At 65.1% G+C, this 21,206-nt stretch carries 25 protein-coding genes and 1 pseudogene; 10 read left to right on the top strand and 16 right to left on the bottom strand.

The features are described 5' to 3' along the window. Positions 1-188: 188 nt before the first annotated feature. Entirely contained in the window at positions 189-1,367 is a 1,179-nt protein-coding gene (locus FBZ93_RS26740) for a YbfB/YjiJ family MFS transporter (protein ID WP_246667649.1), read from the bottom strand. Between the two features lie 89 nt (positions 1,368-1,456). Next, entirely contained in the window at positions 1,457-2,320 is an 864-nt protein-coding gene (locus tag FBZ93_RS26735; protein ID WP_146989938.1) for a DMT family transporter, read from the bottom strand. Between the two features lie 161 nt (positions 2,321-2,481). Between FBZ93_RS26735 and leuB the strand changes: the two genes are divergently transcribed. Continuing rightward, positions 2,482-3,594 (top strand): 3-isopropylmalate dehydrogenase, encoded by a 1,113-nt coding sequence (gene leuB, locus FBZ93_RS26730; RefSeq protein WP_146989936.1) that lies wholly within the window; start codon positions 2,482-2,484, stop codon positions 3,592-3,594. A gap of 150 nt (positions 3,595-3,744) precedes the next feature. On the opposite strand, the gene FBZ93_RS26725 is transcribed toward leuB, so the two are convergent. Together FBZ93_RS26725 and FBZ93_RS26720 are read right to left on the bottom strand one after the other, a co-directional pair. After that, positions 3,745-4,155: a hypothetical protein gene (locus tag FBZ93_RS26725; protein ID WP_146989934.1), complete on the bottom strand. Its 411-nt coding sequence runs from the start codon at positions 4,153-4,155 to the stop codon at positions 3,745-3,747. A gap of 176 nt (positions 4,156-4,331) precedes the next feature. Next, positions 4,332-5,126: a hypothetical protein gene (locus tag FBZ93_RS26720; RefSeq protein ID WP_146989982.1), complete on the bottom strand. Its 795-nt coding sequence runs from the start codon at positions 5,124-5,126 to the stop codon at positions 4,332-4,334. 115 nt (positions 5,127-5,241) lie between these two features. On the opposite strand from FBZ93_RS26720, the gene FBZ93_RS26715 reads away from it, so the two are divergent. Together FBZ93_RS26715 and FBZ93_RS26710 are read left to right on the top strand one after the other, a co-directional pair. Then, a complete protein-coding gene (locus FBZ93_RS26715; RefSeq protein ID WP_146989932.1) occupies positions 5,242-6,276 on the top strand; it encodes an aspartate-semialdehyde dehydrogenase in 1,035 nt (344 codons plus the stop codon). Between the two features lie 25 nt (positions 6,277-6,301). Then, positions 6,302-6,853, top strand: coding sequence for a TIGR00645 family protein (locus FBZ93_RS26710; RefSeq protein ID WP_146989930.1), 552 nt, complete (start codon positions 6,302-6,304; stop codon positions 6,851-6,853). Between the two features lie 9 nt (positions 6,854-6,862). Here FBZ93_RS26710 and FBZ93_RS26705 read toward each other — a convergent pair whose 3' ends face one another. Beyond that, positions 6,863-7,519: a carbonic anhydrase gene (locus FBZ93_RS26705; RefSeq protein WP_146989928.1), complete on the bottom strand. Its 657-nt coding sequence runs from the start codon at positions 7,517-7,519 to the stop codon at positions 6,863-6,865. 144 nt (positions 7,520-7,663) lie between these two features. On the opposite strand from FBZ93_RS26705, the gene FBZ93_RS26700 reads away from it, so the two are divergent. Together FBZ93_RS26700 and FBZ93_RS26695 are read left to right on the top strand one after the other, a co-directional pair. Then, positions 7,664-8,542 (top strand): HpcH/HpaI aldolase/citrate lyase family protein, encoded by an 879-nt coding sequence (locus FBZ93_RS26700; RefSeq protein ID WP_146989926.1) that lies wholly within the window; start codon positions 7,664-7,666, stop codon positions 8,540-8,542. Between the two features lie 375 nt (positions 8,543-8,917). Continuing rightward, positions 8,918-9,115: a hypothetical protein gene (locus FBZ93_RS26695; RefSeq protein WP_146989924.1), complete on the top strand. Its 198-nt coding sequence runs from the start codon at positions 8,918-8,920 to the stop codon at positions 9,113-9,115. Between the two features lie 274 nt (positions 9,116-9,389). Here FBZ93_RS26695 and FBZ93_RS26690 read toward each other — a convergent pair whose 3' ends face one another. The 3 genes from FBZ93_RS26690 to FBZ93_RS26680 all read right to left on the bottom strand — a co-directional run bounded on the left by FBZ93_RS26690 (position 9,390) and on the right by FBZ93_RS26680 (position 11,458). After that, positions 9,390-10,178, bottom strand: a complete 789-nt coding sequence (locus FBZ93_RS26690) for a hypothetical protein (RefSeq protein ID WP_146989922.1) — start codon at positions 10,176-10,178, stop codon at positions 9,390-9,392. Positions 10,179-10,368: 190 nt separating this feature from the next. Next, positions 10,369-10,971, bottom strand: a complete 603-nt coding sequence (gene leuD / locus FBZ93_RS26685) for a 3-isopropylmalate dehydratase small subunit (protein WP_146989920.1) — start codon at positions 10,969-10,971, stop codon at positions 10,369-10,371. Between the two features lie 88 nt (positions 10,972-11,059). Beyond that, positions 11,060-11,458, bottom strand: coding sequence for a metallopeptidase family protein (locus FBZ93_RS26680; RefSeq protein ID WP_146989918.1), 399 nt, complete (start codon positions 11,456-11,458; stop codon positions 11,060-11,062). A 101-nt stretch (positions 11,459-11,559) separates the two neighbouring features. Here FBZ93_RS26680 and FBZ93_RS26675 point away from each other — a divergent pair, with 101 nt between their 5' ends. After that, the gene (locus FBZ93_RS26675; RefSeq protein ID WP_146989916.1) at positions 11,560-11,883 is read left to right on the top strand and encodes a hypothetical protein; all 324 of its coding nucleotides are present in this window, start codon (positions 11,560-11,562) and stop codon (positions 11,881-11,883) included. Here FBZ93_RS26675 and FBZ93_RS26670 read toward each other — a convergent pair. Further along, a complete protein-coding gene (locus FBZ93_RS26670; RefSeq protein ID WP_146989914.1) occupies positions 11,880-12,104 on the bottom strand; it encodes a hypothetical protein in 225 nt (74 codons plus the stop codon). The two genes, FBZ93_RS26675 and FBZ93_RS26670, sit on opposite strands and share 4 nt — an antisense overlap. A gap of 317 nt (positions 12,105-12,421) precedes the next feature. Here FBZ93_RS26670 and FBZ93_RS26665 point away from each other — a divergent pair, with 317 nt between their 5' ends. After that, positions 12,422-12,658, top strand: coding sequence for a hypothetical protein (locus FBZ93_RS26665; protein WP_146989913.1), 237 nt, complete (start codon positions 12,422-12,424; stop codon positions 12,656-12,658). A 127-nt stretch (positions 12,659-12,785) separates the two neighbouring features. Further along, entirely contained in the window at positions 12,786-13,124 is a 339-nt protein-coding gene (locus FBZ93_RS26660; protein ID WP_146989911.1) for a hypothetical protein, read from the top strand. Positions 13,125-13,199: 75 nt separating this feature from the next. Here FBZ93_RS26660 and FBZ93_RS26655 read toward each other — a convergent pair whose 3' ends face one another. After that, on the bottom strand, positions 13,200-13,493 hold the full coding sequence (locus FBZ93_RS26655; protein WP_146989909.1) for a DUF1330 domain-containing protein: 294 nt from the start codon (positions 13,491-13,493) through the stop codon (positions 13,200-13,202). Between the two features lie 159 nt (positions 13,494-13,652). Here FBZ93_RS26655 and FBZ93_RS26650 point away from each other — a divergent pair, with 159 nt between their 5' ends. After that, complete coding sequence (locus FBZ93_RS26650) at positions 13,653-14,216, top strand: hypothetical protein (protein ID WP_146989907.1); 564 nt, start codon at positions 13,653-13,655, stop codon at positions 14,214-14,216. Positions 14,217-14,264: 48 nt separating this feature from the next. Here FBZ93_RS26650 and FBZ93_RS26645 read toward each other — a convergent pair whose 3' ends face one another. The 6 genes and pseudogenes from FBZ93_RS26645 to FBZ93_RS26620 all read right to left on the bottom strand — a co-directional run bounded on the left by FBZ93_RS26645 (position 14,265) and on the right by FBZ93_RS26620 (position 20,075). Beyond that, positions 14,265-14,477 (bottom strand): hypothetical protein, encoded by a 213-nt coding sequence (locus FBZ93_RS26645; protein WP_074128344.1) that lies wholly within the window; start codon positions 14,475-14,477, stop codon positions 14,265-14,267. 104 nt (positions 14,478-14,581) lie between these two features. Then, positions 14,582-15,988 carry a 3-isopropylmalate dehydratase large subunit gene (gene leuC, locus FBZ93_RS26640; protein ID WP_146989905.1) on the bottom strand — a complete coding sequence of 469 codons (1,407 nt, stop codon included), beginning with the start codon at positions 15,986-15,988 and terminating at the stop codon, positions 14,582-14,584. A 374-nt stretch (positions 15,989-16,362) separates the two neighbouring features. Next, positions 16,363-16,743, bottom strand: coding sequence for a 50S ribosomal protein L19 (rplS, locus tag FBZ93_RS26635; RefSeq protein ID WP_018269387.1), 381 nt, complete (start codon positions 16,741-16,743; stop codon positions 16,363-16,365). Between the two features lie 110 nt (positions 16,744-16,853). Continuing rightward, positions 16,854-17,615: a tRNA (guanosine(37)-N1)-methyltransferase TrmD gene (trmD, locus tag FBZ93_RS26630; RefSeq protein ID WP_146989903.1), complete on the bottom strand. Its 762-nt coding sequence runs from the start codon at positions 17,613-17,615 to the stop codon at positions 16,854-16,856. Between the two features lie 9 nt (positions 17,616-17,624). Then, positions 17,625-18,707 (bottom strand): quinone oxidoreductase family protein, encoded by a 1,083-nt coding sequence (locus FBZ93_RS26625; protein WP_146989901.1) that lies wholly within the window; start codon positions 18,705-18,707, stop codon positions 17,625-17,627. Positions 18,708-18,876: 169 nt separating this feature from the next. Then, a pseudogene (locus FBZ93_RS26620) lies at positions 18,877-20,075 on the bottom strand (MFS transporter). Between the two features lie 171 nt (positions 20,076-20,246). Between FBZ93_RS26620 and gcvA the strand changes: the two are divergent. Then, positions 20,247-21,158, top strand: a complete 912-nt coding sequence (gcvA, locus tag FBZ93_RS26615; protein WP_146989898.1) for a transcriptional regulator GcvA — start codon at positions 20,247-20,249, stop codon at positions 21,156-21,158. Positions 21,159-21,206 lie beyond the last annotated feature (48 nt).

Raw genomic sequence — 21,206 nt, 5'->3', positions numbered from 1 at the left:
AGACCGAGCCGGCTCACGGCGTCAAGCGCCAAGGACCCAACGGCTTCCCGCCCACCCCATCATGACAGACAATCCAGACACAGGGACCCATAACCCCAAATGGTTCTGATTGAAGAGGCCGTCGCCCCGCCTGCCTATTCCGTTGGCCGCGGCGTATGGGTCCCGGCCTGCGCCGGGACGACGGAGGGTTATGGCCCCACCTTCCGCTGAAACGCCGACAGCAGTGCGCCGAGCGCGAGCATCGCCGCCGAGACATTCAACGCAAATGACAGGCTGCCGACCGCATCCGTGATCGCTCCGACCACGATCGGCCCGAGCGTTTGGCCGATGCCGAAGGCGATGGTCATCGCAGCGATCGCGGTCGGCCAGGCTTCCGGCGGGTAGTTGTAGCGCACGAAGGCGGTGGTCGAGCCGACCACGGCGAAGAACGCGACGCCGAACACCAGTGCCGAGATGGCGAGCAGCAGCGGCGAATGGCCGAAGATCGGCAGAGCCGCGCCGAGCGCGTTGACGCCGAGGATGATCGTTGTGGCGAGCCCGCCGCGGTCGAGCGCCAGCACCCGCCGCCACACCCATGGCGTGACGAACGCGCTGACGCCGATCAGGCTCCAGAACGCGCTCTGCGCCACCGCGCCGCCGCCGCCGTCGCGGACATAGGCGATCATGAAGGTCATGTAGGCGATGTAGCCGGCGCCGAACAGGAAGTAGGCGGCGAGGTAGATCAGGACCGGCATGATCGCGAACTTGGTCCGCACGAAGCCGCCGGCGATCGCGTCGGCGTGGAACGGCGCCAGCATCAGCGGCACGGTCATGATCACCGAGAGCAGGGTCATCGCCCACCACACGATCCACCATGAGCCGGCGCCGAAGCCCTGCAACACGAACGGCGCGATCAGGCCGGACGCCAATATGCCGACGCCCGGCCCGGCATAGAACAGGCTGAGCAGGAAGTTGGCGCGTTCCGGCCGCGACTGCGCGATCGTCGCTGCCAGCGCGCCGCCGCCGACGAAGCCGATCGCGGCAGCGAAGCCGACCAGGAGGCGGGCAAAGCTCAGCACCACGAAATTGCCCGAGAGGGCGCAAAGCGCCAGCGACAGCACGCAGGCCAGCGTCGACGAGCGCACCGACGTCGCAAGCCCGAAGCGCTGGATCAGCCGCGACGCAAGCAGCGCGCCGACCAGATAGCCGGCGGCATTGATCGTGTTCATGAAGCCGGCGGCCGAATACGACCACGCCAGCGAGTCACGCATATCGGGCAGCACCAGCGAATAGGCGAAACGGCCGATGCCGAGACCGACCGTCGGTGCAAGCGACAAAATCAGGATCAGCCGCGCGGGATGCGGATAGGATGGGGTGGGGGCTCTCACAATTCACTCCGGCAATGCCGGCATTGTGGCAGGCCGCGGCGGTCCTGCCCACCGCTGGAGGCCGCAACACTGTCTTGCGTATCGGGCAATCAGGCGATCAGGACCAGCGCGACGCCGACGACCGTCAAAAGGGTTCCGGCGACGATCCGCGCCGTGATCTCGACGTGCTTGAGCATGACAGCGCTCATCGCCACGGTCACCAGCGGGTAGATCGCAGCGAGCGGTGCCACCAGCGTGATCGGGCCGTTGCGGACCGCGGCGAACAGGCTGAGCGCGCTGAGCCCGTTGCTGATCCCGGTCAGTGCGAACCAGAGCCGGCCCTCACGCGGCGCCTGCACCATGAAGCTGCCCTTGCGGATCCGTTGCACGACCAGCACCACCAGCGAGGACATGACATAGCCGACCAGGCAGGCCCATAGCGGGCTCGGCCAGGTCGCCAGCCCGAGCTTGGCAATCGGCGGCACGATGCCGCGCACCAGTGCGCTCGTCAGCGGCAGCAGTAGCGCCCAGCTGCGCCAATGGCCGAGGTCGCGCGGCCGGGTCACGGTGATGACGGCAGCGCCCGCCACCGCGACCACGAGGCCAATCAGCTGCTGCGGCGGCAGCGGCTCGTCCAGCAGCACCACGGCCGCGGTCACCGCGAACAGCGGCGCGAGATTGCCCAGCGTCGAAGTGATGACCGGCCCGAGCGCCCGGTTCGAGGCAAAGGTCAAAAGCGTCAGCGAAGCCGGGAAGAACAGCCCGATCGCCATGAAGATCGGCAGGCCGCGCCAGACCGCCGGCTCGCCATGCAGGATCAGCGGCGACAGCAACAGGAACAGCAGGGTGAAGGAGGGCACGCTGATCGCGGCGCCCGACAGCGGCTCGACGGTGCGCAGACCAAGCTGCGCCAGCACCACCCCGGCGCCGAGGAAAATCGCCGAGGCGAAGGCGTAGACGATGGCTGCGGTCATGAGGTCCGTCTTGTTGGCTTCTTCTTCTTGGTCTCTTGGGGCGCGGCTGCTCTTTCCGGGCCATTTTGGCCCTGCTCGGGGTGCCTTGCCAATCGGTGCGGGGCGTTTTAGCACTCGCGCCAGACGATGGCGGGCATGCCCGATTGAGTGAGGAAACGACGATGGCGACCCATAAACTGCTGCTTCTCCCCGGCGACGGCATCGGCCCCGAAGTGATGGCCGAGGTGCAGCGCGTGATCGATTGGCTCAATGCGCAGGGCATCGCCAAGTTCGAGACCGAGCAAGGCCTGGTCGGCGGCTCCGCCTATGACGCGCACAAGGTGTCGATCTCGGAAGCCGACATGGCCAAGGCCACCGCGGCAGATGCCGTGATCTTCGGCGCGGTCGGCGGTCCGAAGTGGGACAGCGTGCCCTATGAGGTCCGCCCCGAGGCCGGCCTGCTGCGGCTGCGCAAGGATCTCGGCCTGTTCGCAAACCTGCGCCCGGCGGTGTGCTACCCGGCGCTGGCGGAGGCTTCCAGCCTGAAGCGCGACGTTGTCGAGGGGCTCGACATCATGATCGTGCGCGAGCTCACCGGCGGCGTCTATTTCGGCGAGCCGAAGACCATCACCGATCTCGGCAACGGCCAGAAGCGCGCGGTCGACACCCAGGTCTACGACACCTACGAGATCGAGCGCATCGGCCGCGTCGCCTTCGACCTGGCGCGCAAGCGCAAGAACAAGGTGACCTCGATGGAGAAGCGCAACGTCATGAAGTCGGGCGTGCTCTGGAACGAGGTGATGACCCAGGTCCACGCGCGCGAATACAAGGACGTGACGCTGGAGCACCAGCTCGCCGATTCCGGCGGCATGAACCTGGTCAAGGCGCCGAAGCAGTTCGACGTCATCGTCACCGACAATCTGTTCGGCGACATGCTGTCCGACATCGCGGCGATGCTGACCGGCTCGCTCGGCATGCTGCCGTCGGCCTCGCTCGGCGAAGTCGATTCAAAGACTAGGAAGCGGCGCTCGCTGTTCGAGCCGGTGCATGGCTCGGCGCCCGACATCGCGGGCAAGGGCCTCGCCAACCCGATCGCGATGATCTCGTCGTTCGGCATGGCGCTGCGCTATTCCTTCGACATGGGCGATCTCGCCGACAAGGTCGACGCCGCGATCGCGGCCGTGCTCGCCAGCGGACTGCGCACCGCCGACATCAAGTCGGAAGGCACCACGCCTGCCAGCACGAGCCAGATGGGCGAAGCCATCCTGAAGGAATTGCAGAAGCTGCACGCGTAGGGGTTACGCTGTAGCCACAAATTCGACGTCGTCCCGGCGAAAGCCGGGACCCATACGCCGCGGCTTCTCGATTTGAAATGACTGCCAGACGAGCATCATAACCACCAGCGGTGGTTATGGGTCCGGCTTTCGCCGGGACGACGCGTGATCTCAGTACAGCGGGAAGCTCCGCGGATAGCCGCCGAGGTCGGACGGCGGGCTGAGCGGCTGGCGGTCGATCGGGCGGTTGTTGTTCTCGCGTCCGAACGAGGGATAGCCGACGTCAGGCGGATAGGCGTAGTCGTTGAACTTGCGGTCGCCCGGCAGCACTTCGGTGCCGGCATCCAGCCAGGAGCGCGTGGTGACGTAAACGCGGGTACGCGGACCCTGCTGATAGACCCGGTTCGGACCCTGCGCGCCGTAATAGCGGCGGCCGTCGCGGTCATACTGCTCCTGCTGCTTGCGCTTGCTCGGGGTCTGACTCTGCGCGCTCGCCGCGGTCATGCCGAATGCGGTTGCGGTGACGGCAGCCGCGGCAAGCAACACCACGAGCTTGTTCGCGGCAGGGAATTTCAAGGTCATCGCATCCTCGTCATTACGGCCCCGTTGGGGTTGGCGCGTCCGCCAAAATCACTCGGAACACATTGTAGCCATGGTGGGGAGGCCGTCACTAGGTCAATTGCGCCACACCGGGCGAGATAATGCGTGTCCAAGCGCAAAAGTTTCATGAAAACCAGTGCCTTGCCACGGTCTCGCCATCAAAGCGCGCCGCGCAGCAGCGGGTTCTCGCTGCCCATCACCCAATCGGCCGACAGGGCGGGCGGGCCGGAGGTAACGCAGTCGGTGCGCTTGAGCTCGGCATGCGCGAACAGCGCGGCGAGCCTCGGGTCATTGCCCGCGGCCAGGAGCGTCAGGCGGTTCAGCATGCAAACGATCGCAGCCCGCTGGGCCGGCACGTTGTCGCCCTGGCAGGTCCAGCCGGAGATCCGCAGGTCGGGCGCGTCGGCCTGCTTGAGGAAACCGAGGCAGGCGCGGTTGCCGTCCTGCCGCGCCGGGCGCAGCAGGGTGACGCTGCCGAACTTGCTGTCGACGATACCGGCGGCCTCGAGCTCGCGGACGCCGCCCGGGTCGAGCCGCCCGGCAATCTCGGCGACCGCGGGCGCCATGGTCTCACCGCCGGGGCGGTAGATTTCCAGCCCGGCCATCGCCGCGCCATTGGCATCGGCCCAGCGGAAGACGTCCTTGCGGCCGCCCTCGGGATGCCGGAGGATTTCGTAAGTCTCTGTTTTATCTCGCTGATCCAGCTTGCTGATGGCAAAGGCCGGCGCTTGGCGGCCGGCCAGTGTCCAGGTCGCGGCAGCGGGTGCCGGCATCGCCGTTGCGTCCGGCAGTTGCCGCCATAGATAGACGCCGAGGGCGACGAACAGCGCAAGCACGGCGGCATAGGCGAACAGCCCGGAGAGCGTGGCGTACACCTCGTCGACGAAGCTCGTCAGGTCAGACGGTTTTCTCGTATGATGGGGTGCGGCCGGATCGGCCTGAAATAAACGCATCAAAACGCTCAAATGCTACGCAACGTTGTCTTGACGGGGTTTCTCGCATAGAAGCGCTGCCTCTTCCCTTTCCGCGAGAAGCGGGGAACGGGCATATTTCGTCGGAGAGTGAACGATGGGTTACAAAGTCGCGGTGGTCGGTGCGACCGGCAATGTCGGGCGCGAAATGCTCAACATTCTCGATGAGCGCAAATTCCCCGCCGACGAGGTCGTCGTGCTGGCCTCGCGTCGCAGCGTCGGCATCGAGGTGTCCTATGGCGACCGCACCCTGAAGGTGAAGGCGCTCGAGCATTATGATTTCTCCGACATCGACATCTGCCTGATGTCGGCCGGCGGCTCGGTCTCGAAGGAATGGTCGCCCAAGATCGGCGCCGCCGGCGCGGTCGTGATCGACAATTCGTCGGCCTGGCGCATGGATCCGGACGTGCCGCTGATCGTGCCGGAAGTGAACGCGGACGCCGCCGCCGGCTTCACCAAGAAGAACATCATCGCCAACCCGAACTGCTCGACCGCGCAGCTCGTGGTCGCGCTGAAGCCGTTGCACGACAAGGCGACGATCACGCGCGTCGTGGTCTCGACCTATCAATCGGTGTCAGGCGCCGGCAAGGACGCGATGGACGAACTGTTCTCGCAGACCAAGGCCGTCTACACCAATGACGAGCTGATCAATAATAAGTTTCCCAAGCGCATCGCCTTCAACGTCATTCCGCAGATCGACGTCTTCATGGAAGACGGCTTCACCAAGGAAGAGTGGAAGATGATGGCGGAGACCAAGAAGATCCTTGATCCCAAGATCAAGCTGACCGCGACCTGCGTGCGCGTGCCGGTCTTCGTCGGTCACTCCGAAGCGGTCAATGTCGAGTTCGCCAATCCGATCACCGCGGACGAGGCGCGCAACATCCTGCGCAATGCGCCGGGCTGCCTCGTGATCGACAAGCACGAGCCGGGCGGCTACGTCACGCCCTATGAGGCCGCCGGCGAGGACGCGACCTATATCAGCCGCATACGCGAGGATGCGACGGTGGAGAATGGTCTCGCCTTCTGGTGCGTGTCGGACAATCTGCGCAAGGGCGCGGCGCTCAACGCCGTGCAGATCGCCGAGGTCCTGATCAACCGCAAGCTGATCACCGCCAAGCAAAAAGCGGCCTAAGACAGTACCGAACGGGGGCTGAGCCATGTCGGAACAATCGGTCCCCACCCCAGCAAGTCCGGCGACGCCGCGCATCATGCGCGGCTTCGAATATGTGCTGTTCAACAGCCGCTGGCTGATGGCGCCGTTCTATGTCGGCCTGGTCGTCGCGCTCGCCGTACTGCTGCTGAAATTCGCCCGCATGCTGTGGGAGTTCGTACTGCATGCGTCGGGCTACAAGTCGACCGAAGTCATCCTCGATGCGCTGGCGCTGATCGACGTCACGCTGGTCGCCAACCTTATTCTCATCGTGGTGTTCTCGGGCTACGAGAACTTCGTCTCGCGCATCGACACGTCGGGCAATCCGAACTGGCCGATCTGGATCACCAAGATCGATTTTGCCGGGCTGAAGCAGAAGCTGCTGGCGTCGATCGTCGCGATATCAGCGATCCACGTGCTGGAAGCGTTCCTGAACATCGATGCCGCGTTCGATGCGACGCGGATGACCTGGCTCGTCGCCGTGCACCTGGTATTCGTGATCTCAGCGCTGTTGCTCGCGCTCTCCGATCGCTGGGGCAATGCTCACGACGAGGGCTAGCTGAACGCGCTACTCGCCGGTCTTCAGGGCGTCCGTGACGCTGATGAATTCCTTCGCGACCCGGTCGAGCACGAACAGCGAGCCCTCGGCGACGCCGAAATAGGCACCGTGCAACTGCATCTCGCCGCTCTCCACGCGTTCGCGGACGAACGGGAAGGTCATCAAATTCTCCAGCGAGCGGAACACCGCGGCCTTCTCGATGCGGGTGACGAAGTCCTGCATGTTCTCATGGTCGCGCTGCTCGACCACCTCGCCCGGCTTGATGAACATCTGCATCCATTTGCCGATGAAGTCGCCAGGCGTCAGCGGCTTGATCTTGTCGACGAAGGCGCGGATGCCGCCGCACTGGGCATGGCCCAGCACCACGATGTTCTTCACCTTCAGCACGGTCACGGCGTATTCCAGCGCGGCCGACACGCCGTGGGCGTTGCTGTCGGGCTGGTAGACCGGAACCAGGTTCGCGATGTTCCGGACCACGAACAATTCGCCCGGGCCCGCGTCGAAGATCACTTCGGGCGAGACGCGGGAATCGCAGCAGCCGATCACCATGGTTTCGGGAAACTGGCCACGTTCCGACAGATCCCGGTAGCGCGACTGTTCAGTCGGCAACCGCTGGGTCGCGAATGTCCGGTAGCCGTCGATCAACTGCTTCGGAAAGAATTTCATGGCCTCTGGCTAACCACATGCCAATGACGGGAACAAGACTTTCGGCGTACCGCCTGAGATGATACGGCAGCGTTGAAGGATGGTTCCTGCCCCAATGCCCAAACAATGGACAGCGGCGGAGCCGAAGCCCCGAGGAGAATGCCGATGACCCGTCCGCGCCGCAGCCTGTTGTTCATGCCGGGATCGAATGCACGGGCGCTGGAGAAGGCCCGCACCTTGCCGGCCGACGGCATCATCCTCGACCTTGAGGATTCCGTTGCTCCCGACGCCAAGGCGGTGGCCCGCGAGCAGATCGCCACGGCGGTCGCCGCCAAGGGTTTTGGCAAGCGCGAGGTCCTGATCCGCATCAACGCGCTCGACACGCCCTGGTGGGTCGACGACATCGGCATGGCCGGCAAGGCGCAGCCGGACGGGATCCTGGTTCCAAAAATTTCCACGGTCGACGATCTCAACGCCGTCGCCGATCGCCTCAGCGACATCAATGCCCCAGCCTCGATCCGGGTCTGGGCCATGATCGAGACCGCGCGTGCGGTGCTCGACGCCGACAAGCTTGCGGCCGCGTCGAAGGATTCCGAAATCCGGCTCGCCGGCTTCGTGTTCGGGCCGAACGACATTGCGCGTGAAACCCGGATCCGCATGAAGCCGGGCCGCGCGGCGATGATCCCGATGATCACGCATTGCATCCTGGCGACCCGCGCGCACGGGCTCGAAATCCTCGACGGACCCTATAGCGACATCAGCAACATCGATGGCTTCGCCGAGGAATGCGCGCAGGGCCGCGATCTCGGCTTCGACGGCAAGACGCTGATCCATCCGAGCCACATCGATGCCTGCAACGCGATCTTCACGCCGCCGGAGGCCGAGGTCGCCGAGGCGCGCAAGATCATCGCCGCCTTTGCGCAGCCGGAGAACGCCTCGCGCGGCGCGATCCAGCTCGACGGCCGCATGGTCGAGCGCCTGCACGCCGAGATGGCGAAGCGCACCATCGCGATCGCCGACGCAATCGCCGCGATGGGGCATTGAGGGGCTCGCGGTGATCTTCCCTTCTCCCCTTGTGGGAGAAGGTGGCGCGAAGCGCCGGATGAGGGGTTCTCTCCGCTTGTGAAATTCTCCCGTGTGGAGAGAACCCCTCACCCGGCTTCGCTTTGCGAAGCCACCCTCTCCCACAAGGGGAGAGGGTGCAGCGGTGCTTGTGCTAGCCCCCAAACTTCTGCGGCGTCCACGCATACAGGCTGCCGGGAATCGGCGCCTCCTTGCCGCGGCCTTCCTGCGGGCCTCTGAGCCTGCCCGGTGCAGGTGCCGTCGCGGAAGCGCTAGATTGGGGGCATCGGAAACTCTTCCTCAACCTGCAGATGTTGTAAATTTCTGAACCACGAACCCGGGGAGGGGAATGTCCGGATGGGAGCCTCGATTGGCGACACCGCCTCCACAATCCTGTCGATCACGCTCTTTGTTCTGGGGTTCGTCGTAACGGTCCTATGGGGGCCGTCCCTCGAATGGCCTGGCGACGATGTTGACGCCCTGTACATCTTCAAACTGGTCGGCATCGGGCTGATCGTGTTCTTCTGGATCGCGATCACCTTCAAGCTCATCTGAACAAAACCCTGGAGGGCGGCTCCAGGGGTTAGTGCGCGGGCCGAGATGGCGAAGTGCAGCATCGCGATCGCCGACGCGATCGCCGCGATGGGGCATTGACCTTACCCTCCCCTGGAGGGGGAGGTCGCTGAGCATGTAGCGAAGCGGAATGCACAGCGGGGTGGGGTGATCTCTCCATTCGGGCATTGCCCCTGTTGAGAAATCACCCCACCCCGTCTCATATTTCGCTGCGCTCAATGTGATCCGACCCTCCCCCTCCAGGGGAGGGTGAGCGTCAGCTGCCAAACTTCTCCGCGGCCCAGGCATAGAGGCTGCCCGGGATCGGCGCCTCCTTGCCGCGTCCCTTCGGCGAGATGTGCAGGCCGATGATCTGCGGATCGTTCAAATAGCGCGAGAAATCCGACGGCTCGAAGAACAGCCTTGGCTCGGCGTGCACCGCATAGAACGAGCGCTTCGGCAGCGCGTATTGCAACTCGCCTTCACGGCGTGCGAGCGCTGTGAGTGCCGCCGGGCCGTAGATCGCGATGCGGATGTCGGAGAGGCGACTGGATTTACCGCGCAGCTTGCGCATCGCAAAGGTCAGGCGGTGACGCAGCGCCAGCCAGTCCGGCGTCAGCTCGTCCTGCCGCATCAGCGCTTCGAAGGCGCGCACGATCGGATCGTCTGGCGGCAGATACAGCACCGAGTTGCCGAGCTGCCGCGGCCGCTCCCAGGCAAAATAGGGCTTTGCCGGATCGATCTCGACAGGTTTCAAGAGCAGCACGTCGGCATCGAGCCAGACGCCTGCGCTCTGCGCCATCAGCCGCATGCGGAAGAAGTCGCTGAACTGCAGGATGGTCCAGTCGCGCCACGAACCGTCGCGCTCGGCAGGACGCAGCTTCTCCGAGAACGCATGCGGCAGCACCGCCTCGGCCTCGGCATTGCCGACGCCGTCGGGCAGGCCGGGGATCGGGTCGAAGCTGTAGACCGTGACCTTGTGGCCGGCCGCGAGCTGCGAGCGCAGGCAGGTCTGGCGCAGCGCGTCCATCGAACCGTGCCAGAAGGTGACGATGTCAGGCAGCATGCGCGTCAGTCATCAGCAGGTTTGCGACAGGGCGACTAAAGCGTTTTCGAGCGAAGTGGATACCGGTTCGCGTGAAGAAAACGCGTCAAAACTAGAACCTAGAGCACCGTTCCGATCTCATCGGAACGGAGCTCTATCAAAGAAAAACCCCGGCGCCTGAGGGCACCGGGGTGCGATGATACGCCGAGCCTCAGGCCCAGGCACGTTCCTTGAGCTTGGCCTCATAGGTGTCGATCGACTTCTTCTTCTCCATCGTCAGTCCGATGTCGTCGAGGCCGTTGATCAGGCAGTGCTTGCGGAACGGATCGATCTCGAACTTGACCTTGCCGCCGTCCGGACCGCGGATCTCCTGGTTCGGGAGGTCGATGGTCAGCGTCGCATTGGCGCCGCGCTCGGCGTCGTCGAACAGCTTGTCGAGGTCCTCCTGCGACACGCGGATCGGCAGGATGCCGTTCTTGAAGCAGTTGTTGTAGAAGATGTCGCCGAACGAGGTCGAGATCAAGCAGCGGATGCCGAAGTCGAGCAGCGCCCAGGGCGCGTGCTCGCGGCTCGAGCCGCAGCCGAAATTGTCGCCTGCGACCAGCACCTTCGCGTTGCGATAGGCGGACTGGTTGAGGACGAAATCGGGGTTCTCGCTGCCGTCATCCTTGTAGCGCTGCTCGGAGAAGAGCCCCTTGCCAAGGCCGGTGCGCTTGATGGTCTTGAGGTACTGCTTCGGAATGATCATGTCGGTGTCGACATTGATGATCTTCAGCGGTGCCGCGACGCCTTCCAGCGTGGTGAACTTGTCCATCGGTGCTCTTCCCGGGCCAAAAAGTGGGGATAGGGGCCGGATATCTATCGCGAATGTGACGGCGGTAAAAGGGGCGATTTCCGCATCCCTAGCCCGCATCGGCCTCAATCGCCTCCATATCGGCGTCCGAGAGGCCGAAATGGTGCCCGATCTCGTGGATCAGCACGTGGCGCACGATGTGGCCGAGGGTCTCGTCGTGCTCGGCCCAATAATCCAGGATCGGCCGGCGGTACAGCCAGACCAGGTTGGGGAGCCGGGCCACGTCGCCATGGCTCTGCTGCGGCAGCCCGATGCCGTGAAACAGGCCGAGCAGGTCGAACTCGCTCTCGGCCTGCATCTCGTCCAGCACCTCCTCGGTCGGGAAATCGTCGACACGGATGATCAGGCCCTCGCAGAGGGCCCGGAACGTTGCGGGCAGGCGCGCGAAAACCTCGTGCGCCATGGCCTCCATCTCGGCGAGCGAGGGGGCTTTTGCTGTGGTCCACATGACACTCCTTTAGCGCGAGTGCCTCCAACGGCGCCAGCGCAGTTGACCTTGGCGGCGCAATGGGAGACCGTGCGGTCAATAATTGGGGCTCGGGTGGCGTGATGAAAAGGATCGTGGCGGCAGCGCTGTTGGCGGCATCAGTCGGGCTCTTGCTTCCGGCCGGACAGGCGCGCGCGCAGAGCGCGGCGGCCGAAGCGCGCATCGGCGAGGCGCCGGTCGTTCGCGAGCGCGTCGTCGAGCGCCGCCACCTGAGGCGCGTGCCGATCTACCGGTCGCGGCCCGATCATTGGGAACCGGATGTGATCCCGCGCTACAATCCCGGCCCGAACGCCGTGCGCGAGTGTACCGCGACCTATGTGCAGGAGCACCGGCCGAGCGGCACCGTGATCACGCCGCGTATGAACTGCTTCTGGCGGCCGGGCTAGCTGCGCGTTCGCCGGCGTGCTGCATTGATCACTGCGACAGCTGCGATTGCTCCCATCGTTCCATAGACCGCGAGCGCCATCAGCATTTGCGTGAGATGGCTCGCCGTTCCCATGCCGCCGCCCGGGCCCTGCGAGGCGAGCGCGACATCAATTGACATCATGGAACCAGCGAGCGCGGCCGCGCCAAGCGTGAACCATTTGCGCGGGCCTCGTTGTGTCATTGGCGATCTCCTGCGAGAGGCACCTGACAAATACGACCATTGTCTATGCCGGTTTTACGCGCAGACACGAAAATTCCTGCGGCTCAATCGGAACCTGAGCGCGCCACCGGCATTCATGATCGTGGCGCAGATATTCACTTTCCATTCACGTCGCCCGCACTCTGCTTGCGATCTGCGTCGCGGCAACGGGGGTCGATTCGAGTGCTAGAGCGTTTTCAAGCGAAGTGGATACCGGTTCGCGTGAAGAAAATGCGTCAAAGCAAGAAGCTTGAATCGTCGTTGCAGGACGTGACATCCAGGAATCAAGGAGACAACTCATGAAGGTGATGAACGTTCTGGGCCTTGCGGCCGTCGGTGCCGTGCTGGTATTGGCGGCGCCGGCCGAGCGCGCGAACGCGATGTCGCTGGCGACGCCGGGCACCGCCGCAACGGTTCAGGACAACGCGAACCAGACCACCACGCAGGTGCGCTGGGGCCATGGACGTGGCTGGCATCGAGGCTGGGGTCGCGGTCATCACCGTGGCTGGGGCCATCGCCGCCACTGGCGCCGCTGATCGCGCGGCGTATCAGCGCAGTTGAGACACAGGCCCGTGAGCAGCGGGCCTGTTGTCGTTCCCAGCCATCAAACCGGCAGATTCGCGCGCGCGAGATGATATCGATCGAAATCTGCAGGAGTTGATCATGATGAGATGGATCGGTGTCGCCGCTGTTGCTTGTGCATTCGCGTTGACGGCGCCGGCATCGGCGACCGCCGCGGCATCAGCCAAGCCGCAGGCTGCGGCGCAAGGGCGGCAAGCGGGCAAGGCGACCGACTTCAGCGCGCAGCGCCATCATCGCCATTATCGTCGTCACCATTATCATCACGGCTACCGGCCCTATTACCGGCCGTACTATCAGCCCTATTCCTATTATCGGCCGTACGGCTCCTATTATTACGGACGGCCCTACTACTATCGGCCCTATCCATACGCTTCGCCGGCGCCGTTTACCTTCGGCTTCGGGTTCGGCCCATTCTGGTGACGAACGTCGTCGCACGGCGTGCGACACATTTGGTGCAACGGCGGAGCGGCTCCGATCGGAGCTGCTCCGGCGGCGTCACGGCGCAAAAGCCTTCGCCAGCAGCACGATACCTTGCGCACCCGCCTTCCGATCCCTGGAGATCTCGACGTACTCAGGCGATTCCGACCAGGCGCGGAAGGCGGCTTCGTCGGGGAACGACATCAGCACAAGCTTGTCGCGATCCCAATTGCCTTCGAGCACCGCGGGATGTTCGTCGGCCGACAGCAGCCGCCCGTTGAACTTCCTGAACACGTCGAAGAAGCGCGCCTGATACCGGTCATAGGCGGCCCGATCGGTCATCTTGAGTTGCACGATCACATAGACGGTCACTGGGCTTCTCTCCGGATTTACCGTCGCACGCGCCTTGCGCGTTCATGACGCATTCAGTTGCACATTCTTAGCGTCGTGCCGGGAGCGACTGCAATGAACGCAATGCGACCGGCTGCCATGCAGCGCGGCTGTCATTGCTGTTGTCAGGGAGGTTCAGAGATGAGGGAGAGCTGTTTGCGGCGTGGATTGCTGCTCCGTCTCGGTGTTGCGGCGGCCGCGGTGTTCGCGTTGTCGATCGCCTCGCAGCAACGCGCCGAGGCGCTGTCGCTGGCGAGTCCTGGCACCGTGCCCGCGGCAAGGTCTGCGGCCGATGCCATGACGACCGAGGTTCGGCATGGCGGTGGCGGCGGTCACGGCGGTGGAGGCTTTCATGGCGCTGGTTTCCACGGTGGCGGATTTCACGGCGGTGCCTTCCGTGGCGGCGGTTTTCGCGGCTTCCATGGTGGCGGCTTCCGTGCCGCGCCGGCGTTTCATGGCGGCTATCGCTATGGCGGCTTCCATCGCCATTACGGCGGCTACCACCGCTTCTATGGCGGCGGTTACAGCTACGGCTACCGCCGGCACTTCCATCACCGGCGCTACTTCTATGGATCGTCGTATTATTACCCGGCCTATTATCACCACCGGCATTGTCGGGTGATCTGGACCTATTACGGACCGCGCCGAATCTGCCGGCCGTGGTGGCATCACCGTCACCACTGGCGGCCGTACGGCTATTGGTAAGGGCTGAAATGACAGCGGGCGCCTCACGGCGCCCGTTCAATCCTTACGCTAGTCCCAGTTCTTCAGCTTCCAGGATTTGATCTTCCACGGCGTCAGGTTCTCCATCCGCCATTGCGTCCAGCGCTCCGGCGGCCAGTGGCTGAGGCGCGAGGTCTCCTTCACCTCGGGAAGCGGATCGATGATGCGCGGCGCGGCGCGGCGACGGCGCTTCTGGCGCGTCGCGTCGCTGATCATGTCGACGAATTCGGGTTTATCGGCCACGGCACGCGCTCCTTGCGAAGGGTGATTTCGCAAGGAGGGAGTGTGCGTGCGCCCCGTTAACGAGCCGTTGCCACAACGGCTCGAGCTTGAGACGAAACCTCGCCTTACCGCCAGTCGCGGACGTCGACGAAGTGGCCGGCGATCGCGGCGGCCGCGGCCATCGCCGGCGACACCAGATGGGTGCGGCCCTTGAAGCCCTGGCGGCCCTCGAAGTTGCGGTTCGAGGTCGAGGCGCAGCGCTCTTCCGGCTTCAGCTTGTCCGGGTTCATCGCCAGGCACATCGAGCAGCCCGGCTCACGCCATTCGAAGCCGGCCGCAATGAAGATCTTGTCGAGGCCTTCGGCTTCCGCCTGCTCCTTCACGATGCCCGAGCCCGGCACGATCATCGCGTTGACGTTGGCGTTGACGGTCTTGCCCTCGGCGATCTTCGCCGCGGCGCGCAAATCCTCGATGCGGCCGTTGGTGCAGGAGCCGATGAAGACGCGGTCGAGCTTGATGTCGGTGATCTTGGTGCCGGCGGTCAGGCCCATATATTTCAGCGCGCGATGCTTGGAGAGCCGCTTGGCCTCGTCCTCGATCTTGTCCGGATCGGGCACGAAGCCGGTGATCGAGATCACGTCCTCGGGGCTCGTGCCCCAGGTGACGATCGGCGGCAGCTTGGCGGCGTCGAGCCGCAGCTCGTGGTCGAAATGCGCGCCCTCGTCGGAGCGCAGCGTCTCCCAGTAGCGCATCGCGGCATCCCATGCGGCGCCCTTCGGCGCCTTCGGGCGGTCGCGCAGGAAGTCGAACGCCTTCTGGTCGGGCGCGACGAGGCCGGCGCGCGCGCCGCCTTCGATCGACATGTTGCAGACCGTCATGCGGCCTTCCATCGACAGCGCGCGGATCGCCTCGCCGGCATATTCCAGCACATAGCCGGTGCCGCCGGCGGTGCCGATCTCGCCGATGATCGCCAGGATGATGTCCTTGCCGGTCACGCCTTCCGGCAATTTGCCGTCGACGATCGCGCGCATGTTCTTGGCCTTCTTCTGGATCAGCGTCTGCGTCGCCAGCACATGCTCGACCTCTGACGTGCCGATGCCGTGCGCCAGCGCGCCGAACGCACCATGCGTCGAGGTGTGGCTGTCACCGCAGACGATAGTGGTGCCGGGCAGCGTAAAGCCCTGCTCCGGGCCGATGACGTGAACGATGCCCTGGCGCTTGTCGAACTCGTTGTAATATTCGATGCCGAATTCCTTGGCGTTCTCCGCCATCACCCGCATCTGCTCGATGCTTTCGGGGTCGGGGTTCGGCTTCGAGCGATCGGTGGTCGGGATGTTGTGGTCGACGACGGCGAGCGTTTTCTCGGGCGCGTGCACCTTGCGGCCGGCGGCGCGCAGGCCTTCGAACGCCTGCGGCGAGGTCACCTCGTGCACCAGGTGGCGGTCGATATAGAGCAGGCAGGTGCCGTCCTCGGCCTCATGGACCAGATGGTCGTTCCAGATCTTGTCGTACAGCGTGGTCGGTTTGGACATGAGCTTCAGCTCCAGAAGAAATTCAGTGGTGAATGGCGTTGAGCGCGTCTCAGGCGCGCGAGCAGGCGAAAGCGTCCAGGCAGCGTTACGCTGCGCGTCTAAGCTCAGACGTTGCCGACGTCGCAAAGCGCCCGAAGAAGCGGCCGGGCAGCCGCGAGCGATCGTCGATCACGACGCGCTTGCAGATCTGACTTGGGCACTGACTTGGGCAGCGCTGGCTTGCTTGATCCGGAACCATTCTAAATTTCTAACACAGGGCTCGCGCCCGCGACAATCGATCCATGCGCGGGCCTGTCCATCAGATAGGTATGCCGCAACAAAAAAGCGCGGGGCAGGCCCCGCGCTTTTGGTCACATCCCCTCTTAAGGGAAACGTTACTCGCCGACGGCGGTCTGGCGGTCCTGTTTCTCGACGATGCGGGCCGACTTGCCGCGCAGGTTGCGCAGGTAATAGAGCTTGGCGCGACGCACCTTGCCGCGACGCACGACCTTGATCGAGTCGATCATCGGCGACATCACCGGGAAGACGCGCTCGACGCCCTCGCCGTACGAAATCTTGCGCACGGTGAAGCTCTCGTTGAGGCCCTGGCCGGAACGGCCGATGCAGACGCCTTCATAGGCCTGCACGCGGGTGCGCTCGCCTTCGACCACCTTCACGTTGACGATGACGGTATCGCCGGGGCCGAACTCCGGGATGTCCTTGGTGGCGGCAAGCTTGTCGAACTGCTCTTTTTCGAGCTGCTGAATAAGGTTCATCGAAATCTCCATCGGCGGCGCGCCCAGCCTGTATGGGGGCTGCGCAAACGTCCATCTATCCTGCGCGTGTGCGGATTAGGCCGTGCCTATAAGGCAAAGCGCAGGGTTTGTCACCCGTCTGTCGTGTTTTTTGTCCGCCGCGGCGCGGCTTTTTGGCCGGTCCGCCCAGCCCAGAGATCGGGCCGCCGGGCGGCGGTTAAGGCCTCGGATTGGGCCAGCCGCCAGGCCGCGACCTTGGCGTGGTCGCCGGAAATCAGGATTTCCGGGATCTGGCGGCCCTCGAACTCCTGCGGACGGGTGTATTGGGGGTATTCCAGTAGTCCTTCGGAGAAACTCTCCTCGGTTCCCGAGGCCAGCTTCCCCATCACCCCCGGCAACAGACGGACGCAGGCGTCGATCAATGCCATCGCGGCGATCTCGCCGCCGGACAGCACATAATCGCCGATCGAGACCTCCTCGAGCCCCCGCGCCTCGATCACCCGCTGGTCGATGCCCTCGAAGCGGCCACAGACGATCAGGGGGCCGGGCCCGGCCGCCAGCTCGGCGACGTGGGTCTGGGTCAATGGCCGACCCCGCGGGCTCATCAAGAGGCGCGGGCGATCAGGCGCGATCGCGGCGGCGTCGATCGCCGCCGCCAGCACGTCGGCCCGCAGCACCATGCCCGGACCGCCACCGGCCGGCGTGTCGTCGACGCTGCGGTGCTTGTCGGTCGCCGATGCCCTGATATCGCGCGCCTCCAGCGCCCAGAGGGCGCCAGCCAGCGCCCTGCCGGCGAGGCTGACGCCGAGCGGTCCCGGAAACATGTCCGGGAACAGGGTCAGCACGGTCGCGCGCCATGGTGTCGCTTGGGCCGGGGTCTCTTGCGGTGTCATGGCCTCTGGTTACGGCACCACGGCCGTGAGGTCGAGGCTCTGCATCATCGCGGCCGCGTCCACCGCGCGGCGGAAATCGGCGAGGGTGAAGCTCGCGACGTTGATCTTGCGCAGATCAAGCAGGCGCTCGGCGGCGAGACCGGCGAGCTGGCCAGGTGCCGTGCGGTCGTACATGAACTGCCCGACCACCTCCCAGTCATTGGCCAGCATCTCGCGGAACGAGAGTTCGAGCGGCACCTCGGCGCTGCCCATCAGCACCATGCGGCCGCCTCGCTTGAGCGCGCGCAGGCAGGACAGCGTGGTCGAGGTGCTCTTCGCGGCGCCGAGCAAATCGAGCGCGACATCGGCGCTGCCGCCGGCGGCGCGGCGGATGGTCTGAAGATCGGTTGATGCATCGCCGGTGACGACGGCGGGGATGACGCGTGGACCGAATGCATCGCGCAATTGCTCGAGCGCGGCCTGCTTCCGTCCGACGGCGACGACGCGGCCCGCGCCCATCGCGACCGCGAGCATCACGCCGCCCGAGCCGAAATAGCCGGTCGCGCCGTTGACGATGATGGTCTGCCCGCCGCGCAGGCCGGAGCGTTGCAAGCCGCCGAACGGGATGATCAGTTTCGCCAAGCCGATCAGTTCGGTCGCCGGTCTGTCGTCGAGATTGGCAAGCGGGGTGACGCATGCGGCCGGCCAGTGTGCGATCTCGGCGAACACGCCGTCGCGCCAGCGCGCCTGCAAGGCGAGCGCCTCCGGCGTCGTCACCGTCGCGGTGAGGCCGATCAGGATCTGCGGTGGATCGCGATCCGGCACGTCGCCGCGCAGATGCGGGCTGAGGAATACGCGGTCGCCGCTCCGCACATGCGTGACGTTCTCGCCGGCGACGACGACGCGCGCGATCGCGTTGGTGCCCGGCACGAACGGCATCGGCGGCAGGCTGTAGGGCAGCGCGCCTGAGAGCAGCTTGTTGGTGTAGGACAGCACCATGCCGGCCTCGACCCGCACCACGACGCCATCGGGCGCGGGGCTCGGCGTTGCGACATCCTCGAAGCGAAGATCATTGTGGGCGTGCAGCCGCCAGGCCTTGTGCGTGCTTGTCATTGCGATGCTCCGTGACACTATCGCTTAAGTAGCCCGGATGGAGCGAAGCGCAATCCGGGAATCGCGCCGGCAACAAGCACTGACCCCGGATTTCGCGGAGCCTGTCATCGGGCGCGCATTCGCGCGACCCGTTGGCTCTATCCGGGCTACAAGCTTTGGATAGTTTTCGTCACGCCGCCGTTGGATCGTCGGCAAGATGCCGCGCCAGCGCCACCGCAAGCGGACAGATCGCCAGTGCCGTCAGCGCGGTCGCAGCCGTCGCGAGCGTCGGGCCGAGCGCATCGCCGAGCACGCCATAGAGCACCGGCGCGACCGCGCCGGAGCCGATCGTGCCGGTATAGAACAGCGCGAAAGCGCGTTCGGTCTGATGCGGTGGCGTCAGCTCGGGCACCGTGCCGTACAGTACCGAGGAGGTGCCGTTGAGCATCACGCCGAGCAGCGGCAGCAGCACGATCGCCGGTGTCAGCGGCAATACGAGGACTGCAACGATCAGCGCCGCCGTGCCGCCTTCGGTGATCAGCACGGTGCGCAGCGTGCCGACGCGTTCGCCAAGCCAGCCGCAGGTGAATTTCCCCGCGGCGCCGCCGATGAACACCAGCGCCAGCGCGAGGCCGTTGGTCGGCAGCGCGGCGCCCTTGTCGCGCAACAGGAACGGCAGGAAGGTGAGGAAGCCCATCCTGACTGCGGTGTCGAGAATTCCGATCGCGAGCAGCCAGGGGAAACCGCCGCCGGTGCCTTCGCGGCGCGGTGCGGCGGCCGCCTTGTGCTCGGCGCCCTTGCCGACCGACGGCATCCAGAGCGCGATGCAGATCGCGACAAGCAAGCCGGCAAAGGCGAGAGCCAGCAGCGCGTGCCGCCATGACATGATCACGAGCAGGATCGAAGTTGCCGCCGGGATCGCCGCCTTGCCGAGATCGCCCGAGAAATTATAGATGCCGAGCGGCCCGCGCGCGCCCGCGCCGTAGGCGCGCGAGACTGCGGCCGAAGCGATCGGATGCTGCGTGCTCGAGCCCGCGCCGGAAAGCGCGAGCGCGAGGCCAAGTCCGATGACGCCGCCGGAGAAGCCGGCGAACACATAGCCGAGCGCCGACAGCACCGTGCCCGCGATCAGGATGATCCTGCCGTCGATCCGCTCAGCGATGCGCCCGACCGGGATCTGCAAGCCGGCCATGGCGCCGGCATAGAGCCCGCGCAGCAACGCCAGCAGCCCGTAGCTCAGCGCGAATTCGGCCTGCCAGACCGGCAGTAGCACGTAGATCAGATCGGTATAGCCGTCGTGGAGGGCATGGTTCAGCCCGGTCACCGTCAGCGTGCGGGTTGCCCTGACGCCGCCGGGGAGGATGCGCCGGCTTCTGCGGATACGCTCATTGCCACCATCTGGAACAAGAAAATCTAAAGCTTGAGCGGATGGCCATCGGGCGGGATTTCCAGAAAGAGAAGAGATACGAAAAGCTTGCAGGGCACTATGCGCCGCCGGCGCCCTTGTTACAAATCAGTAATAATCGGACCATGCGTTAGAAAATCTGGTATCGAGGGAGCATGTTCATCCCACGCCGCAGCCTGCCGCCGCTCAATGCGGTCCGTGCCTTCGAGGCCGCCGCGCGGCTCGGCAGCTTCAAGGAAGCCGCTGCCGAGCTCAGCGTGACCCATGGCGCGGTCAGCCAGCAGATCCGCCTGCTCGAAGAATGGCTCGGCGCGCCGTCACTGTTCCGGCGCTCGGTGCGACGCGTGGTGCTGACGCCAGCCGGTGCGGCACTGCTGGCGGAATTCGCGCCGGCGCTCGACCGGATTTCCGCGGCCGTGCAGCAGCATCGCGAGCGGCGCGGCGATCCCGCGGTCGCGGTGTTGCGCGTCAATGCACTCGCGACATTCAGTTTGCGGTGGCTGCTGCCGCGGATGAGCCGGTTTCGCGCCGAGCATCCTGACATCGAGGTGCGGCTGAGCACGTCGAACGATCCGGTGGACGCGTTGCCCGAATCCTTCGACGTCGTGATCCGCGGCGGGCCCGACACCTTCCACGGTTTCTCGTCACGCTTCCTGGTGTCGGAGCGGCGGTTGCCGGTGTGCAGCCCGTCATTGCTCGCGCAATTGCCGCTGCACGAGATCGCGGACCTCTCGCGGCACACGCTGCTGCATGTCACGTCGATGCCGCGGCTGTGGCGCGACTGGCTCACTGAGGCCGGGCAATCCGCGTTGGAGCCGGCAGCGGCGCTGACCTTCGATCATTTCTATCTGACGATCCAGGCCGCGCTCGATGGCCTCGGCGTCGCGATGGGACCGACCGCGCTGATCGCCGACGATCTCGCGGCCGGGCGTCTGGTGACGCCGTTTCCCGCCATCAGCCTGCCGGCGCGCAGCTACTTCGCCTATTTCCCGGCTGGCCGCAGCAACGATCCGCACAGCGCGGTGTTCTGCGACTGGCTCGAGCAGCAGGGCCGGATGACGGGTTAGAGCATGATCCGGAAAAGTGGGAACCGGTCTTCCGAAAAGATCATGCTC

The organism is Bradyrhizobium macuxiense (assembly GCF_007993935.1).
GTDB classification, from domain to species: domain Bacteria; phylum Pseudomonadota; class Alphaproteobacteria; order Rhizobiales; family Xanthobacteraceae; genus Bradyrhizobium; species Bradyrhizobium macuxiense_A.
The sequence above is the reverse complement of the archived record's forward strand: the minus strand, read 5'-3'. Positions and strand labels throughout refer to the sequence as shown.

Coding starts and splice junctions, on each gene's coding strand:
- FBZ93_RS26735 (WP_146989938.1), bottom strand. CDS start 2,320: ATGACCGCAGCCATCGTCTACGCCTTCGCCTCGGCGATTTTCCTCGGC.
- leuB (WP_146989936.1), top strand. CDS start 2,482: ATGGCGACCCATAAACTGCTGCTTCTCCCCGGCGACGGCATCGGCCCC.
- FBZ93_RS26725 (WP_146989934.1), bottom strand. CDS start 4,155: ATGACCTTGAAATTCCCTGCCGCGAACAAGCTCGTGGTGTTGCTTGCC.
- FBZ93_RS26720 (WP_146989982.1), bottom strand. CDS start 5,126: ATGCGTTTATTTCAGGCCGATCCGGCCGCACCCCATCATACGAGAAAA.
- FBZ93_RS26715 (WP_146989932.1), top strand. CDS start 5,242: ATGGGTTACAAAGTCGCGGTGGTCGGTGCGACCGGCAATGTCGGGCGC.
- FBZ93_RS26710 (WP_146989930.1), top strand. CDS start 6,302: ATGTCGGAACAATCGGTCCCCACCCCAGCAAGTCCGGCGACGCCGCGC.
- FBZ93_RS26705 (WP_146989928.1), bottom strand. CDS start 7,519: ATGAAATTCTTTCCGAAGCAGTTGATCGACGGCTACCGGACATTCGCG.
- FBZ93_RS26700 (WP_146989926.1), top strand. CDS start 7,664: ATGACCCGTCCGCGCCGCAGCCTGTTGTTCATGCCGGGATCGAATGCA.
- FBZ93_RS26695 (WP_146989924.1), top strand. CDS start 8,918: ATGGGAGCCTCGATTGGCGACACCGCCTCCACAATCCTGTCGATCACG.
- FBZ93_RS26690 (WP_146989922.1), bottom strand. CDS start 10,178: ATGCTGCCTGACATCGTCACCTTCTGGCACGGTTCGATGGACGCGCTG.
- leuD (WP_146989920.1), bottom strand. CDS start 10,971: ATGGACAAGTTCACCACGCTGGAAGGCGTCGCGGCACCGCTGAAGATC.
- FBZ93_RS26680 (WP_146989918.1), bottom strand. CDS start 11,458: ATGTGGACCACAGCAAAAGCCCCCTCGCTCGCCGAGATGGAGGCCATG.
- FBZ93_RS26675 (WP_146989916.1), top strand. CDS start 11,560: ATGAAAAGGATCGTGGCGGCAGCGCTGTTGGCGGCATCAGTCGGGCTC.
- FBZ93_RS26670 (WP_146989914.1), bottom strand. CDS start 12,104: ATGACACAACGAGGCCCGCGCAAATGGTTCACGCTTGGCGCGGCCGCG.
- FBZ93_RS26665 (WP_146989913.1), top strand. CDS start 12,422: ATGAAGGTGATGAACGTTCTGGGCCTTGCGGCCGTCGGTGCCGTGCTG.
- FBZ93_RS26660 (WP_146989911.1), top strand. CDS start 12,786: ATGATGAGATGGATCGGTGTCGCCGCTGTTGCTTGTGCATTCGCGTTG.
- FBZ93_RS26650 (WP_146989907.1), top strand. CDS start 13,653: ATGAGGGAGAGCTGTTTGCGGCGTGGATTGCTGCTCCGTCTCGGTGTT.
- leuC (WP_146989905.1), bottom strand. CDS start 15,988: ATGTCCAAACCGACCACGCTGTACGACAAGATCTGGAACGACCATCTG.
- rplS (WP_018269387.1), bottom strand. CDS start 16,743: ATGAACCTTATTCAGCAGCTCGAAAAAGAGCAGTTCGACAAGCTTGCC.
- trmD (WP_146989903.1), bottom strand. CDS start 17,615: ATGACACCGCAAGAGACCCCGGCCCAAGCGACACCATGGCGCGCGACC.
- FBZ93_RS26625 (WP_146989901.1), bottom strand. CDS start 18,707: ATGACAAGCACGCACAAGGCCTGGCGGCTGCACGCCCACAATGATCTT.
- gcvA (WP_146989898.1), top strand. CDS start 20,247: ATGTTCATCCCACGCCGCAGCCTGCCGCCGCTCAATGCGGTCCGTGCC.